Source organism: Prosthecodimorpha staleyi, assembly GCF_018729455.1.
GTDB lineage: Bacteria > Pseudomonadota > Alphaproteobacteria > Rhizobiales > Ancalomicrobiaceae > Prosthecodimorpha > Prosthecodimorpha staleyi.
In genome coordinates this window covers 108,599-124,790 of the sequence record NZ_JAHHZF010000014.1, presented here as the reverse complement: position 1 = coordinate 124,790, position 16,192 = coordinate 108,599, and the positions used below count along the sequence as shown (strand labels likewise).

11 protein-coding genes are annotated in these 16,192 nt (G+C 67.7%); 8 read left to right on the top strand and 3 right to left on the bottom strand.

Features of this window, described 5'->3' with window-relative positions; all coding sequences use genetic code 11:
• The first annotated feature begins 222 nt into the window (after positions 1-222).
• The 6 genes from KL771_RS24450 to KL771_RS24425 all read left to right on the top strand — a co-directional run bounded on the left by KL771_RS24450 (position 223) and on the right by KL771_RS24425 (position 9,049).
• Complete coding sequence (locus KL771_RS24450; RefSeq protein ID WP_261971121.1) at positions 223-1,899, top strand: methyl-accepting chemotaxis protein; 1,677 nt, start codon at positions 223-225, stop codon at positions 1,897-1,899.
• Positions 1,900-2,137: 238 nt separating this feature from the next.
• Positions 2,138-3,832, top strand: a complete 1,695-nt coding sequence (locus tag KL771_RS24445; protein ID WP_261971120.1) for a methyl-accepting chemotaxis protein — start codon at positions 2,138-2,140, stop codon at positions 3,830-3,832.
• Positions 3,833-4,105: 273 nt separating this feature from the next.
• On the top strand, positions 4,106-5,782 hold the full coding sequence (locus KL771_RS24440; RefSeq protein ID WP_261971119.1) for a hypothetical protein: 1,677 nt from the start codon (positions 4,106-4,108) through the stop codon (positions 5,780-5,782).
• A gap of 162 nt (positions 5,783-5,944) precedes the next feature.
• Positions 5,945-6,541, top strand: coding sequence for a tripartite tricarboxylate transporter TctB family protein (locus KL771_RS24435; RefSeq protein WP_261971118.1), 597 nt, complete (start codon positions 5,945-5,947; stop codon positions 6,539-6,541).
• Positions 6,534-8,036, top strand: a complete 1,503-nt coding sequence (locus tag KL771_RS24430; protein WP_261971117.1) for a tripartite tricarboxylate transporter permease — start codon at positions 6,534-6,536, stop codon at positions 8,034-8,036. Before KL771_RS24435 ends, KL771_RS24430 begins: the two co-directional genes overlap by 8 nt.
• A gap of 44 nt (positions 8,037-8,080) precedes the next feature.
• Positions 8,081-9,049: a tripartite tricarboxylate transporter substrate-binding protein gene (locus KL771_RS24425; protein ID WP_261971116.1), complete on the top strand. Its 969-nt coding sequence runs from the start codon at positions 8,081-8,083 to the stop codon at positions 9,047-9,049.
• 130 nt (positions 9,050-9,179) lie between these two features.
• Here the strand turns inward: KL771_RS24425 and KL771_RS24420 are convergent, their stop codons facing one another.
• The 3 genes from KL771_RS24420 to tpiA all read right to left on the bottom strand — a co-directional run bounded on the left by KL771_RS24420 (position 9,180) and on the right by tpiA (position 12,439).
• Positions 9,180-10,808 carry a CTP synthase gene (locus KL771_RS24420; protein ID WP_261971115.1) on the bottom strand — a complete coding sequence of 543 codons (1,629 nt, stop codon included), beginning with the start codon at positions 10,806-10,808 and terminating at the stop codon, positions 9,180-9,182.
• A gap of 253 nt (positions 10,809-11,061) precedes the next feature.
• Entirely contained in the window at positions 11,062-11,463 is a 402-nt protein-coding gene (gene secG, locus KL771_RS24415; RefSeq protein WP_261971114.1) for a preprotein translocase subunit SecG, read from the bottom strand.
• A gap of 223 nt (positions 11,464-11,686) precedes the next feature.
• Complete coding sequence (gene tpiA / locus KL771_RS24410; RefSeq protein ID WP_261971207.1) at positions 11,687-12,439, bottom strand: triose-phosphate isomerase; 753 nt, start codon at positions 12,437-12,439, stop codon at positions 11,687-11,689.
• A gap of 232 nt (positions 12,440-12,671) precedes the next feature.
• Between tpiA and KL771_RS24405 the strand changes: the two genes are divergently transcribed.
• Both KL771_RS24405 and trpE read left to right on the top strand, forming a co-directional pair.
• Positions 12,672-14,567 (top strand): peptidylprolyl isomerase, encoded by a 1,896-nt coding sequence (locus tag KL771_RS24405; protein ID WP_261971113.1) that lies wholly within the window; start codon positions 12,672-12,674, stop codon positions 14,565-14,567.
• A 12-nt stretch (positions 14,568-14,579) separates the two neighbouring features.
• Entirely contained in the window at positions 14,580-16,097 is a 1,518-nt protein-coding gene (gene trpE / locus KL771_RS24400) for an anthranilate synthase component I (RefSeq protein WP_261971112.1), read from the top strand.
• The last annotated feature ends 95 nt before the right edge of the window (positions 16,098-16,192 follow it).

The window sequence follows — 16,192 nt, the reverse complement described above, 5'->3', positions numbered from 1 at the left end:
TCGGCAAAAAACAAAAATGCTGCAGAAGAGGGTGACAACGGCGGACGCGTGCCAGCGCGAGACCGGAAACCTGGAGATGGAAATGCCACCTTACGCTATTGAAATATTTCCACTCTGATATCTTGTCTGCTGAGCAAGGCCGAAGATCAAACTCCGTAAGGAACCCCTCCCAACACCCAACGGATAGTTTGCATTTCACAGCGGCTATCGAGCGAGGTCAGCATGAGCAACTTACGCATCTCCTACAAGATTGCGCTCACCTTTGCATTTTTAATTGTCGTCGCGATCGCCGCCAATCTCTACATCTTCATGAACAAGCGATCGGTCGAACAGGCGAGTGATTGGAACGCGCACACCTACATGGTGCTGCAACAGGCCGACGCCGTCGGCGCGGCGATCGTCGACCAGGAGACCGGGTTCCGCGGCTTCCTGATCACCAACAATCCCGGCAATCTCGACCCGTACAAGTCCGGCCTGACCAATTTCAAGATCGCCTTCGACAAGATCAAGTCGCTGACCTCGGACAATCAGGCCCAGCAGCGACGGCTGGACGAAATCCTGGCGGCCGCTGAGAGCTGGCGCCGGGACGTTGCCGAAAAGGGCATCCAGTGGATGGCCACTGAGGCGACGCGCGAGCAGGCGCGTGACCTCGAGCGCAGCGGCGCCGGCAAGAAGTCGATGGATGGAATTCGGGTTCTGATCAAGGACATCAAGGCCGGCGAGGAAGCGCTCCTGGTCGTCCGCTCGAAGACCCTCACCGATTCGCTCAGTGCGATCTCTTGGGCGATCATCGTCAGCGGTTTGTTGATGGCCGTGGTTGCGATCCTGAGCATCGTGATGCTGGCGAGCACGATCGCCAAGCCGATCATGACCATCACCGGCCGCATGCATGCCATCGCCGACGGCAATCTTGCGACGGAAGTTCCCTATCAGGACCGCAAGGATGAAGTCGGCATGATCGCCACGACCTTGCTCAGCTTCCGCGATAGCCTCGTGGCCGCCGAGAAGGCGCGCCGCGATCAGGCCGACCGCGAAGCCGCGGACCGCGCCCTCACCGAGCGTCGCGCCAGGCTGGCGGAGAATTTCGTCGATCGCATGCAGTCGCTCGCCTCCAGCTTCACCCAGTCGTCGGGCCAGGTGTCCGACGCCGCCAAGAACCTCTCCGCCACGGCGGAAGAGACCTCGCGTCAGGCCCAGTCGGTTGCCGCCGCCGCCGAAGAGGCCTCCGCGAATGTCCAGACCGTTGCGGCGTCGACGGAGGAACTGTCGGCCTCCATTCGCGAGATCGCCGGTCAGGTCACCCGGTCGAGCGAAGTCGCCAACGTCGCAGCCGCCGAGGCCAGCCACACCGAGAATGACGTTAAGGCGCTTGCCGAGTCGGCCGCCAAGATCGGCGAGGTCGTCGACCTCATCAACAACATCGCCGGCCAGACCAACCTGCTCGCCCTCAACGCCACCATCGAGGCGGCCCGAGCCGGCGAGGCGGGCCGCGGCTTCGCAGTGGTCGCGTCCGAAGTCAAGCAGCTCGCGTCGCAGACCGCCAAGGCGACCGAGGAAATCGGCTCGAAGATCAGTGAGATTCAGCAGGCCACCAACCGCACGGTTGGCTCGATAAACCGGATCGTAAGCACCATCTCGCAGATCCAGGGCATCTCCTCGATCATCGCCACGGCCATCGAAGAGCAGGGCGCCGCAACCGGCGAGATCTCGTCCAACACCCAGCAAGCCGCTCGCGGCACCGAGGATGTCACCAACAACATCACCGGGGTCGGCCGGGCCGCCGAAATGACCGGCGCCGCCTCGACCCAGCTGATGGGCCTCTCGGGCAACCTGTCGGGCCAAGCCAAGGATCTGCAGAAGGAAGTCAGCGCCTTCGTCGACCAGCTGAAAGCTGCCTGACGCGCCACCATAATTCCCCGCTCAACAGCCTCGGGTTCAGCGCTCGGGGCTGTTTCATTTTCACAGTCCAGAACCGGAATATTTAAGTTTCACATAATTGTACTCGCGCCATCATCTTTTCATATAGACGAAAGCACGAATGGCGTGCGGCAACGATTTGGCTCCGGCAGCTTTTTAGTGATTCTTAACCATGATCCTCCAAGCTGACAGAGACACCCAAAATGGGATGGGGGAACCGATGTCATTCAAAGATCTGACGCTTGCCACCAAGATCACCGCCCTGCTGCTCCTGCTGGCTCTAACGTCAATGGGTGGCATTCTGTATGCGACCCACTCGATGAAGACGATCGACGAGGCCTATTCGCGTCTTCTGGCCGCCGAATCCAACGCGACCGTCTATGTCGCGCGCGCCAACCGGAACATCTCGGACCTGATCGCCTCGCTCTACGGCAATGCCGCTGCCACCACCGAGGCCACGAACCAACAGATGACGGGGAACCGTCGCAAGGCTCTGGAGCAGTTCGAGGAGAATCTCGGCAAGGCGCGGACGTCGATGCCCGCAAAGGCGGCCGATCTCGATGCGCTGACGAGCGGAGTCCGGTCGGTCATGAACGGTGTCTGCGGCGACGTCGCCCGGATGTCACAATCGACCGATCCGACGGAAAATCAGAAGGCCCTGGCCAAGTTGATCTCCGACTGCGAGCCGCAGTTGCGAGACGCTCAGGGACGGCTGGTCAAGTTCAACGACGTTCTGATCGCCGCCGTCGACAAGATGAGCGACGACAACTCCGCCATGGCCAGCTCGGTCTCGATGATGACGCTGCTCGGCATGGTGCTGGCCACCATTCTGGTGGTCGGCCTCGCCATCATGATCGTGCGCGCCACCGTCTCCACCCCGATCGCCCGCCTGCTGCAGACCATGGCGACGATCGGCAAGGGCGACTACTCGGTGACGGTCGAGAATACCGAGCGGCGGGACGAGGTCGGCCAGTTCGCCCGTGGCCTGGAGTCGTTCAGGTCCGCCCTCGCCGAGGCCGAACGCCAGCGTCGGGCGCAGGAGGCTGCCGCCGCTGCCGAGCAGGAACGTATCAGGAAGCGCGGCACGCTTGCCGAGCAGTTCGTCTCCCGGATGGAGGCGATCGCGACCGCCTTCGCCAAGTCGTCCGGCGAAGTCTCCGATGCCGCGCGCAATCTCTCGGCCACCGCCGAGGAGACCAGCCGGCAGGCCCAGGCCGTGTCCGGCGCCGCCGAGGAAGCCTCCACCAACGTCCAGACGGTGGCGGCCTCGACCGAGGAAATGTCGACCTCGATCCGCGAGATCGCCGGCCAGGTCGCCAAGTCCAACTCCGTCGCCAAGGTCGCCGCCGACGAGGCCGCCCGCACCGAGATGGACGTGAAGGCCCTGTCGCAGGCCGCCGACAAGATCGGCGAGGTCATCGATCTGATCAACAACATCGCCGGCCAGACCAACCTGCTCGCCCTCAACGCCACCATCGAGGCGGCGCGGGCCGGCGAGGCCGGCCGCGGCTTTGCGGTGGTCGCCTCCGAGGTCAAGCAACTGGCGGCCCAGACCGCTAAGGCGACCGAGGAGATCGGCGGCAAGATCGGCGAAATCCAGCTTGCCACCAACCGCACGGTCGGCGCGATCGAGAAGATCGTCGGCACCGTCGCCGACATCCAGGCCATCTCGTCGGCCATCGCCTCGGCGATCGAGCAGCAGAGCGCCGCGACCGGCGAGATCTCGTCCAACACCCAGCTCGCCGCCCGCGGCACCGAGCAGGTGACCGAGAACATCACCGGCGTCGGCCGCGCCGCCGAGATGACCGGCGCCGCCTCCAACCAGCTGATGGGCCTCTCCGGCACCCTGTCGGGCCAGGCCAAGGACCTGCAGAAGGAAGTCAATCTCTTCGTCGAGCAGCTCAAGGCCGCCTGACGCCCATCAGGTCTCCGGTCATCGAACGGCCCCCGGTTCGCCACCGCGGGGCCGTTTCATATTCGCGCACCGGCCATCGACATACAGGCATCGCGATCCGCCTCGGCATCGCGCTCCCCGGTCCCGCCCCTCCCCGCCGGACCGGCGCCCCAAAAAGCAATCGACATGCCGCCCGACGCCCCGGCCGGCATCGGACAGGGGCGCCCCGGCTGTGGCAGATTGCATCCGCCGTCCGCCCGAAGCGATCCCGAGTCCGCCGGAGTGCTGCCGCCCATGCGCTTTCTATTGAAGCTCGTCGCCTGGCTGTTCGGGCTCGCCGCCCTGGCCGGCCTCGCCTTCCTGGCCTTCGCCAGCTTCGTGCTGCGCGACCTGTTCAAGGGCTGGGAGGCGGCACCGACCGCCTGGAGCGACGAGGCGGAGGTCCCGGCGGCCTTCGCGGGCCCGGTGCCGGCCGCTTTCGGCGCCCCCGTCGCGCCGAAATGCCCGGCCGGCGGCTTCCGCCCGGTGCGCGGGCCGAACCCGACCGGCGCCCTGTTCCTGACCGTGTTCATGCCCTGGTACGGCATCCCGGCCCTGTTCTCGCGCGACGAACTCCTGAACGCGCCGCGCGGCACGATCACGGTCCGCGCCCTCGATCCGCGCGATGGTGCGGTGGCCGCGGCCGCGCAGGTGGCGGCGATCCGCGATCCGGACGATCGTTTTCTGGAGCAGGTCCCATCGGGCACCGCGATGACGCTGCCGGCCGGCGCCTATCGTTTCCGTGTCGCGCTCGGGACGCAGCCGATGCGCTGGGGCGAGGCGACCGCCACGGTCGTCGAGGGCGGTCAGGCCGAGATGACGATCCCGCTCGACCGGATCGCGCCGGCGATCGAGCCCGTCCCGGTCGAGGCCATGCCCCCGGCCGCGAGCCGCATCCGGCTCGCCTGGTCGAACCCGGCGGCACCCGACGGCCTCGCCGTGATGGCCCGCGTCGGCGCGCGCGGCGGCGATCCCCGCAAGGCCGAAGCGCTCGGTGCGCGACGCGAGGTCAGCCTGGAGGCAAGCGCCCGGCCCGGGCGCCATATCGCGTCCTATCTGTCCTGCGCGCCGATCCTGCGGGTGGCGCGTTGGGTGGTCGAGGTCGGCCCGAGCGACGCCCGGATCGATCTGCCCGAACGGATTCGCGGGGGCGATTCTCTGAGGCTTCCGGTCACCGGCAGCTTCGCCCGTCCGGCGACCTGGGGGATGCGCGAGGCCGAGGGCGATCGCCGCAACGTCGCCTCCGGCTTCGTCGATGCCGGCAAGACGATCGACTTCGTCGCGCCGCTCTCCGGCGGACGGTTCAGGCTGGAGATCAACGGTGACGACGCCCCCCTGGCCGAGACGACCCTGGAGGTTGCCCCGACCGCCGTCCGGGTGATCGGGCCGGCGTCGGCGCGCTTCCGCGAGCCGGTCGAACTCGGCTGGGCGAGCGAGGTGCCGGCGGCACTGCGGCTCGAGATCCGCCCCTTCGTTCCCGCCGGCTGGCCCGGCTTCCGGCCGACCGATACGGTGACGACACCCGGTCCGACGCGGGCGCTGTGGCGCCTGCCGCCGGGGCGCAGCCAGTTGCGGCTGGTCCATGTCGGCCAGGCCGACCTGCCGGTTGCCGAACGGGTGATCGAGGTCACAGGCGGCCCCGACTTCGTCGCCCCGCCGCGCGATGTGCGCCCCGGGACCTGGCTCGATCTCGCCGTCTCGCTGCCGGCAGCCGAAGGCGACCGGATCGCGATCGTGCGGCGCGGCTATACCAGCCTGTCGGATGCCCCGGTGGCGACGCTCGCAGCGCGCGCCCGAACCGCCCGCCTGCAGGCACCGGACGAGACGGGCGACTACGATCTCGTCTATGTTCCGGTCGAAGCGCTCATCAAGGATTCCGATCCGGCCATGCCGATCCGGGTTCCGCTGGCGGTCGCCCCGGCAAGCCCCTGAGAGCTATCTGTTTCCTTACTCCTCAGGTCTGCTATGAAGAGCCCGGGAGGCGCGGTGCGGAAAGTCTCGGGACGGCAATGACCGGACCTTCCGCGCTGCAGCAATGGGAGGGCCGGGATGGCAGGTCACGAGGGGAGTCCGGCGCCGGACAGGCGCGGCGGAATGAACCAGAGCATTCTCGGCGGCATCGTTTTGATCGCATTGGCGGTTTTCGCCTGGTGGGTGATCTCTCCGCTCTCCGCCGGCACCATGCGGGCCATGGGGCCGGCCATGATGCCGAAGATGCTGGCGGCCCTGCTCGGGCTGTGCGGCCTGCTTCTGGTCGTGTTCGGGTTCGTGAAGCCGGATGCCCGTGTCGAAGGGCTGCACCTGCGCCCGGCCATCCTGATTCCGCTCGGCCTGGTCGTGTTCGGACTGACGATCCGGCCGTTCGATCTCGGTTTCGTGGTAACGCCCGGCCTCGGCCTGGCGGTCGCCGGGCCGCTCGCCATGCTGATCGGCGGGCAGGCGAGCCCGCAATCCCGCCTCCTCGAACTGATCCCGCTCTCTCTCATCCTGACCGCCTTCTGCATCATCCTGTTCGGCGACCTGCTCAATCTGGCCATCCCGGTCTATCCGCAGGCCCTGCAGGACCGCATCCCGGCCGGCTGGTCGCATCACGACGTCCTGCGCGCGATCGCCGGCGCCTATGTGGTGCTCGGCGCCCTGACCGCCATCCCGGCCTTCGCCGCGGCTCGCCGGGAGAAGGCCCATGTCTGATTTCCTCGCCAATCTGGCGCTCGGCTTCGGCGTCGCCCTGACGCTGCAGAACATCCTGCTGTGCTTCATCGGCTGCCTGGTCGGCACGCTGATCGGCGTCCTGCCGGGCGTCGGCCCGATCGCCACGATCGCGATGCTGCTGCCGATCACCTTCAACATCGACCCGGTCGGCGCGCTGATCATGCTCGCCGGCATCTATTACGGCGCCCAGTATGGCGGCTCGACCACCGCCATCCTGGTCAACATCCCCGGCGAGGCGACCTCGGTCGTCACCGCCATCGACGGCCACATGATGGCCCGCAACGGGCGGGCCGGCATCGCGCTCGGCGTCGCGGCGATCGGCTCCTTCTTCGCCGGCACGGTCGCGACCCTGCTGATCGCCGCGCTCGGCGCGCCGCTCAGCCGGCTCGCGCTGCTGTTCACCGCACCCGAATACTTCTCGCTGATGGTCATGGGGCTCGTCTTCGCGGTCGTGCTGGCCCGCGGCTCGATCTTGAAGGCGATCTCGATGATCGTGCTCGGCGTGCTGCTCTCGACCATCGGCAACGACCTGGAGACCGGCGAGGAGCGGATGACCTTCGGCCTCGCCTTCCTGGCCGAGGGCATCGATTTCGCGGTGCTGGCGATGGGCCTGTTCGGCATCGCCGAGATCCTGCGCAGCCTGGAGGAGAGCGAGTCGCGCGACGTGGTCCGCCGGCCGATCGGCCGCCTGCTGCCGAGCCTCCAGGACCTCAAGGACTGCGTCAATCCCGTGCTGCGCGGCACGGCTCTCGGCGCCGTGCTCGGTATTCTACCCGGCAACGGCGCGGTGCTCGGCCCGTTCGCCTCCTATGCGGTCGAAAAGAAGATCGCGCGCGACCCGAGCCGCTTCGGCCGCGGCGCCATCGAGGGCGTCGCCGGCCCGGAAAGTGCCAACAATGCCGGCGCGCAGACCTCGTTCATCCCGCTCCTGACGCTCGGCATCCCGCCCAACGCCGTGATGGCCCTGATGGTCGGCGCCATGACCATCAAGGGCATCATTCCCGGCCCGCAGGTGATGACCAAGAACCCGAACCTGTTCTGGGGCATGATCGCCTCGATGTGGGTCGGCAACCTGATGCTGCTGATCATCAACCTTCCGCTGGTCGGCCTGTGGGTCCGGCTGCTGAAGGTGCCCTACCGGCTGCTGTTCCCCTCGATCCTGATCTTCTGCGGCATCGGTATCTATTCGATCGGCTCGCAGCCGATCGACGTGATGCTGATCGCGCTGTTCGGGCTGATCGGCTACGGCTTCATCAAGGTCGGCTTCGAACCGGCGCCGCTGCTGCTCGGCTTCGTGCTCGGCAAGCTGATGGAAGAAAACCTCCGTCGCGCGTTGTCGCTGTCGCGCGGCGATCCGATGATCTTCCTCGAACGTCCGATCAGTGCCGTGCTGCTTGTGATCGCCTTCGCGGCGCTCGCCGTCGCCCTGCTCCCGTCGATCCGCCGGGAACGCGACGAGGTCTTCACCGAGTGACGGCCGGGACTTCGCGCTTCAAATCAACAATGGGAGGTACCTCGATGAAATCCTTGCTTATCGCCGTCGCCGCCGTGGTCGGCTTCGGCACCGCAGCCCTGGCTCAGGACAACTATCCGGTCCGTCAGGTCACCATGATCGTGCCCTTCGCCGCGGGCGGACCCACCGACGTGGTGGCGCGCATCGTCGGCGACCACATGTCGAAGACGCTCGGCCAGCAGGTCGTGGTCGAGAACGTCGCCGGCGCTGGAGGCACCACCGGCATCACGCGCGGCGCCCAGGCGGCCCCGGACGGCTACACGATCATGATGGGCCACATGGGCACCCACGGCGCCGCGCCGGCCCTCTATCCCAACCTCAAATATGATCCGGCCAAGGACTTCGCCCCGATCGGGCTGGCCGCCGGCACGCCGATCCTGATCGTCGCCAAGAAGGACTTCCCGGCGCCGGACCTGAAGGGCTTCATCGCCTATGTGAAGGCCAACGAGGCCAAGATCAACATGGCCCATGCCGGCGTCGGTTCGGTCTCTCATTCGACCGGCGTGCTGCTCAATGCCCAGCTCGGCATCAAGCCGGCCATGATCGCCTATCGCGGCACCGGCCCGGCGCTGAACGACCTGATGGCCAATTCGGTCGACTACATGGCCGACCAGATCGTCAACGTCGCCCCGCAGATCGCCGCCGGCACCATCAAGGCCTATGCGATCGCCACCCCGGAGCGCTCCCCGGCCCTGCCGAACGTGCCGACCACCAAGGAAGCCGGCCTGCCCGACTACCAGGTCTCGGCCTGGAACGCGGTCTTCGCCCCGAAGGGCACCCCGGCCCCGATCGTCGCCAAGCTGGCCGCCGCGCTCGACAAGGCGCTCGACGACGAGAACACCCGCAAGCGCCTGCTCGAACTCGGCGGCGTCATCCCCGACAAGGCCGGCCGCACGCCGGACGCGCTGCAGAAGCTGGTCGAAAGCGAAGTCGCCCGCTGGAACCCGATCCTGAAGGGCATGGGCGAGAAGTGATCGTCCGGCCTTGAAAGACGACAAGGGCCGGAGGCGGCAAACCGCCTCCGGCCCTTTGCATTTTCAGAAGTTCCCGCAAGGCCTGTGGAGGGCCGAGGCCGGCCCGGTCAGGCCGGCCCTGCGGTGTCTCTCAGACCAGCCGGCTCTGCGTCTTGGCGGCGGCGACGAAGGCCTTGAAGAGCGGGTGCGGCTCGAAGGGCCGGCTCTTCAGTTCGGGATGATACTGGACACCGACGAACCAGGGATGGTCGACCAGTTCGACCGTCTCGGGCAGCACGCCGTCCGGCGACATGCCGGCGAAGCGCATGCCGTTCGCTTCCAGACGGTCGCGATAGGCGATGTTGACCTCGTAGCGATGCCGATGGCGTTCGGAGATTTCGGTCGCGCCGTAGCAGGCCGCGATCTTGGAACCGGCCGCGAGCTTGGCCGTATAGGCCCCGAGCCGCATGGTGCCGCCAAGATCGCCGCCCTCGGCGCGCCGCTCCAGCTCGTTGCCGCGCGCCCATTCGGTCAGGAGGCCGACGACCGGCTCGTCGCAGGGGCCGAATTCGCTGGAATTGGCGCCTTCGACGCCGGCCAGGCTGCGCGCCGCCTCGATCACCGCCATCTGCATGCCGAAGCAGATGCCGAAATAGGGGATGCCGCGCCGGCGGGCGTAGCCGGCGGCCGCGATCTTGCCTTCGGTGCCGCGCTTGCCGAAGCCGCCCGGCACCAGGATGCCGTGGACATGCTCCAGGAACGGTGCCGGATCCTCCTTCTCGAAGATCTCCGATTCGATCCAGTCGATGTCGACCTTGACCCGGTTGGCGATGCCGCCATGGGTCAGCGCCTCGATCAGCGACTTATAGGCATCCTTGAGGCCGGTATACTTGCCGACCACCGCGATGGTGACCCGGCCTTCCGGATTGTGGATGCGCTGGGAGATGTCCTGCCAGCGCTCCAGATTCGGCTTCGGCGCGCCGGTGATCCCGAAGGCGGCCAACACCTCGTCGTCGAGCCCTTCGCGGTGATAGGCGATTGGCACGTCGTAGATGGAGGGAACGTCGAGCGCCTGGATCACGGCGGAGGGGCGGACGTTGCAGAACAGCGAGAGCTTCTTGCGCTCCGACTCGGGGATCTCCCGATCGGCGCGGACCAGCAGGATGTCCGGCTGGATGCCGATCGAGCGCAGTTCCTTGACCGAATGCTGCGTCGGCTTGGTCTTCAGCTCGCCCGCGCTCGGGATATAGGGCATCAGCGTCAGGTGGATATAGACGGCATGGCCGCGCGGCAGATCGTTGCCGAGCTGACGGATCGCCTCGAAGAAGGGCAGGCCCTCGATGTCGCCGACGGTGCCGCCGATCTCGACCAGGACGAAATCGTAGCCGTCATTGCCGGTGACGACGAAATCCTTGATCGCGTCGGTGACATGCGGGATCACCTGGACGGTGCCGCCGAGATAGTCGCCGCGGCGCTCCTTGGCGAGAATGTCCTGATAGATCCGGCCGGTGGTGATGTTGTCCTGGCGGTTGGCGGGACGCCCCGTGAACCGCTCGTAGTGGCCGAGATCGAGATCGGTCTCGGCGCCGTCGTCGGTCACGAAACACTCGCCATGCTGGTAGGGCGACATCGTGCCGGGATCGACGTTGAGATAGGGATCCAGCTTGCGCAGGCGGACCTTGTAGCCGCGCGCCTGGAGACAGGCTCCGAGAGCCGCTGAAGCGAGGCCCTTGCCCAGGGAAGAAACCACGCCGCCGGTGATGAAGACGTACCGCGCCATGGGCCTCGACCTAACCACGTGCGGGCCGATTCGCGAAGAGGCGCCGCAACGTTCAAAATAAAAACATGGAGGGCGCCGGTCAGCCCTCCGGGGCCCGGTTGCGCCATCCGACGATGAGTCGCATTCCAAAACGCCGCGCCCGCGCGGGCCCGAAGGCCACTCACGCGAGCATCCTGCCCAGCGCCGGCGACCCGGTCCGGCACGCCGGCCGACCGGCCGGCATCCCGTACGCGGACCCGAGGCCGCCTTCCCGCTACTGCGGGTTGGCGGGCGCTGCCGGGCCGCGCTGCTGCTGCTGCATCAGCTGATCGAGGACGCCGCCCTGGCCGGTGCCCGGTGCGGGCGTGGCGCCGGGAGCCGCCGGAGTGCCCGGGGTCGCCGGAGCGCCGGCTGCGGCCGGGGCCTTGTCGAGGATCGAGGAGGGCCGCTCGCCGCGATGGCTGGAGGCCAGCACGCCGAGAAGCAGCGAGGTCGCGAAGAAGCCGGCCGCGAGGAAGCCCGTCGTACGGGTGAGCACGTTGGCGGTGCCGCGCGACGACATGAAGCCGCCGCCGCCGCCGATGCCAAGCGCGCCGCCCTCCGACTTCTGGATCAGAACCGCGCCGACCAGCGCGATCACGATCATCAGATGAATGACGATGATGACGGTTTCCATCGAATCGTCCCGGTAGTCCCGTGGGCCGCTGGCGTCCAGGGGATGTGATTGCACGAACGCATGCCGAGCCGGACCGTGGTTCGATCCCGCTCGGCATCAGATAGGGAGCCGCCAGCGGCGGCGCAATTCGGATGCGTCATACACGATCGCGCGGCCGGTTGCCAACCCGCGCGATGCGGCAAGCGCGGACGGCGCACAACAATGCGCCGGCGCCTCGGTGCCGTCACCGATAGGCGGCGGCGATTCCCAGGAAATCCGCCGCCTTCAGGCTGGCGCCGCCGACCAGCGCGCCGTTCACGTCCGGCACGGCCATCAACTCCGCCGCATTCGACGGCTTGACCGAGCCGCCGTAAAGAATGCGGACATTGCTGCCCTCCGCACCGAGCAGGACAACGAGGCGGCCGCGCAGGAAGCCATGCACCTCCGCCACGTCGGCCGGCGTCGGCGTCAGCCCCGTGCCGATCGCCCAGACCGGCTCGTAGGCGACCACCAGATTGCCGGCATGGGCCCCGTCCGGCAGCGAGCCGGCCAACTGGCCGCCGACCACATCCAGCGTGCGACCGGCCTCGCGCTCGGCGCGCGTCTCGCCGATGCAGACGATGGCGGTCAGGCCGGCGCGCAGGGCCGCCTCGGCCTTGGCCTTCACGACGGCGTCGGACTCGCCATGATCGGAGCGGCGTTCGGAATGGCCGACGATCACGGCCGTGCCGCCGGCATCGGCGATCATCTCCGCAGCGATATCGCCGGTATGCGCGCCCGAGGCCGCAGGGTGGCAGTCCTGCCCGCCGACCGCGATCCCGGTCGTCGCCGCGCGTGCCGCCAGGGCCGCCAGGAGGGTCGCGGGTGGACAGACCATCAGGTCGATCCGTCCAGCCAGCGCGGCGTCGAAGCCGGCGGCCATCCGGTCGATCTCGGCCAGCGAGGCCGAGAGCCCGTTCATCTTCCAGTTCCCGGCGACCAGCGGCTTCATGCCCATCTCCTCCACGCGTCTTCTGATGCCGCCGGCTTACCAGACCGCTCCGACGGTCGGAAGGCCGCCGAAAGGCGTGCCGGCCGGACCGAAGACCTCCACGAGCCCGCTCGCGAGGCCCCGGTACCCCGCGGATCCGTGCACGTTCGGCGCGCCTTGCCCTTGTCGGGCGGTCTCCCTATGATCCGCGCCGCTCGCGGGGGTCCCCGCTCGTCAGACCAGGAACCGGTCCCAGTCCATGCTCGACTCCATGCGCCGCGGCGCCTCCACGTGGATCGCCAAGCTTCTGCTTGCGCTTCTCATCGTCAGCTTCGGCGTTTTCTGGGGCGTCTCGGACGTGTTCCGCGGCTTCGGCGGCAATACCGTGGCCACCGTCGGCAGTCAGAAGGTGACCACCACGGCCTTCGACCAGGCCTATCGGCGCGAGCTCGACACGATCAGCCGGCGCCGCGGCAAGCCGATGACCCGTGACGAGGCGAACCGGGCCGGCCTGCCGGGGCTGCTGATCAGCCAGATGGTGACCGACGCCGCGATTCTGGATACCGCCCGTCGGCTCGGCGTCGGCGTGTCCGACATTGAACTCGTGCGACAGATCCAGGCCGACCCGACCTTCCAGGCCGGCGGCCAGTTTTCGCGCGGCCGGTTCAGCCAGATCCTGCAGAGCAACGGCTGGTCGGAAGATCAATATGTCGCCCTCGCCCGCGACAGCGCCATCCGCAGCCAGTTGATCGAGGCCGTCGCCGGCCCGATGCCGGCACCGAAGATGCTGCTGGAGGCCGCCAATGCCTACCGCAACGAGGAGCGGGTCGTTTCCTATATGCAATTGACTCCGGCCATCGTCGGAGACATCGCCGATCCGGCGCCGGACGTGCTGAAGACCTATTTCGAGGAGCGCAAGGTCCAGTTCCGGGCGCCCGAATACCGCAAGGTCGTGGCGCTTGCGATCGACCCGGAGACCATCGCCCGGCCCGGCGACGTGACCGACGACGACGCCAAGGCCGCCTACCAGCGCAATCCCGGCCGCTTCGGCGATCCGGAGAAGCGGCGCGTGCAGCAGATCGCCTTCGACAAGCCGGAGGAGGCCGAGGCGGCGTCCGCGCTTCTGAAGTCCGGCAAGAGCTTCGACGATCTGCTCGCCGAGCGCTCGATCAAGGCCGAGGATGCCGATCTGGGGCTCTTGAGCAAGGCCGGCTTCCTCGATCCGGCGGTCGGCGATGCAGCCTTCGCGTTGGCCAAGGACGGCGACGTGACCGGCGTGGTCAAGGGCCGCTTCCGGACCGTGATGCTGCGTCTGATGGAGATCAAGCCGGCCGGCCAGAAGCCGTTCGAGGAGGTCAAGAATCAGCTCAAGGCCGAAGTCGCACGCGAGCGGGCCGTCAACGAGATCATGTCCCGGCACGACCAAATCGAAGATGCCCGCGCCGGCGGCGCCCATCTCGACGAGGTCGCCAAGCGCTTCGATCTGAAGGCTATGACCGTCGAGTTCGACCGCACCGGCCGCGCGCCGGACGGATCCTCGCCGACCGGGCTGCCCGAGGCGGCCAAGCTCATTCCGGCGGCGTTCGAAAGCGACGTCGGCGTCGAGAACGACACCATCCCGCATGGCGCCAATGGCTTCGTCTGGTTTGAAGTGACCGCCATCACGCCCGCGCGCGACCGCCCTCTCGACGAAGTGACCGCCGAGGCCACGGCCCGCTGGAAGGCCGACCAGTTGCGCGCCCGGCTCGCCGCCAAAGCGGTGGAACTGACCGCGCGAATCGAAAAGGGCGAGCCGATCGAAGAGGTCGCGACGTCGGCGGGGCTGGAGGTCAAGACCTCGCCGGCGCTGAAGCGGGGCGAGCCTGCCGAAGGCCTTGGTGCCGGCGTCGTGTCGGCCGCCTTCTCGGGTCCCGAGGGCACCGCCACGACGGCCCTCGGCGAGGACGGCAGCCGCTTCGTGATCCGCGTCAAGGAGGTCAACGAGGCGGTCTTCTTCGGCGACACCGACACCAGCCGCGCGCTCGACAAGCAGATCGCCACCGACATTCAGAACTCGCTGCAGGAGCAATATATCCGCCAGCTGCGCAGCGATGTCGGCTTCTCGGTCAACCAGCAAGTGCTGTCCCGCCTGGTCGGCAACAGCCCGAACCAGTGACGGATCCGCTCCATGCGCATCGAACCGGGTGAGGAACGCGTCGTCGAAGCCTATGCGGCCGGTCGGCCGACCGTGGTCTGGACGACGCTGGTCGCCGATCTCGAAACCCCGGTCTCCGCCTATCTGAAGCTCTGCGGCGCGCGCGACCATTGCTTCCTGCTCGAATCGGTCGAAGGCGGCGCCGTGCGGGGCCGGTATTCGATGATCGGGCTCGACCCGGATCTGGTCTTCCGCGCGGTCGGCGAGGCCGGCGCGGTCAACCGCCGCTTCGCCAGCGACCGGGACGCCTTCGAGCCGGTGCCGGGTTGCTCGCTCGATGCGCTGCGCGCGCTCATTCACGAGAGCGAGTTTCCGCTGCCGAAGGGATTGCCGCCGATGGCGGCCGGCATGTTCGGCTATCTCGGCTACGACATGGTCCGCCAGATGGAGGACCTTGCCGCTCCGAATCCAGATCCCGTCGGCATCCCCGACGCGATCCTGGTCCGCCCGCGCACCATTCTGGTGTTCGACGCGATCAAGGACGAGATCACCGTCGTGACTCAGGTCCGCCCGGAGGCGGGTCTTTCTGCCCCGCAGGCACATGCGCGCGCCGTCGAACGGCTGACCGACGTGATCGACACGCTCGACCGCCCGATCGACAAGGCCGCCTATCAGCTTGGCGACGTGGCCCTCGACGTGCCGATGGTCTCCAACACGTCGGAGGCGGACTATCTCGGCATGGTCGCCAAGGCGAAGGACTATATCCGCGCCGGCGACATCTTCCAGGTCGTGCTGTCGCAGCGCTTCTCCGCGCCCTTCGCGCTGCCGCCCTTCGCGCTCTACCGGGCCCTGCGCCGCGTCAACCCGGCACCCTTCCTGTATTTCCTCGATTTCGGCAGCTTCGCGGTTGCCGGGTCGTCGCCCGAGATCCTGGTCCGCGTGCGCGACGGTGACGTGACCATCCGCCCGATCGCCGGCACGCGACCGCGCGGGCGGACGCCCGAAGAGGACAAGGCCCTCGGCGCGGAACTGCTGGCCGATCCGAAGGAACTCAGCGAGCACCTGATGCTGCTCGACCTCGGACGCAACGATGTCGGCCGGGTCGCGGAGATCGGCACCGTGAAGGTCACCGACCGCTTCTTCTTGGAATATTATAGCCACGTCATGCACATCGTCTCGAACGTGACCGGTCGGCTCGATCCGTCCAACGACGTGCTCGACGCGCTGGCCGCCGGCTTCCCGGCCGGCACGGTCTCCGGCGCCCCGAAGGTCCGTGCCATGGAGATCATCGACGAATTGGAGAAGGAGAAGCGCGGGCTCTATGCCGGCTGCGTCGGCTACTTCTCGGCCGACGGCGCGATGGATACCTGCATCTGTCTGCGCACGGCGGTGGTCAAGGACGGCGTCATGTACGCCCAGGCCGGCGCCGGCATCGTGGCCGATTCTGTCCCGACCTCCGAGAACCAGGAATGCGTCAACAAGGCAAAGGCCCTGTTCCGGGCCGCCGAGGAGGCCGTGCGCTTCGCCAGCAGCGCCGGCCGCGGCCAATAGACGAGGCTCGCCAACCGAGGTTCCGGCCTCGCGCGATGCCGCAGTCTGGCAGGCGGCGGCCCACCGAAGACAGACGCCGCGCCGGGCGGCATCGC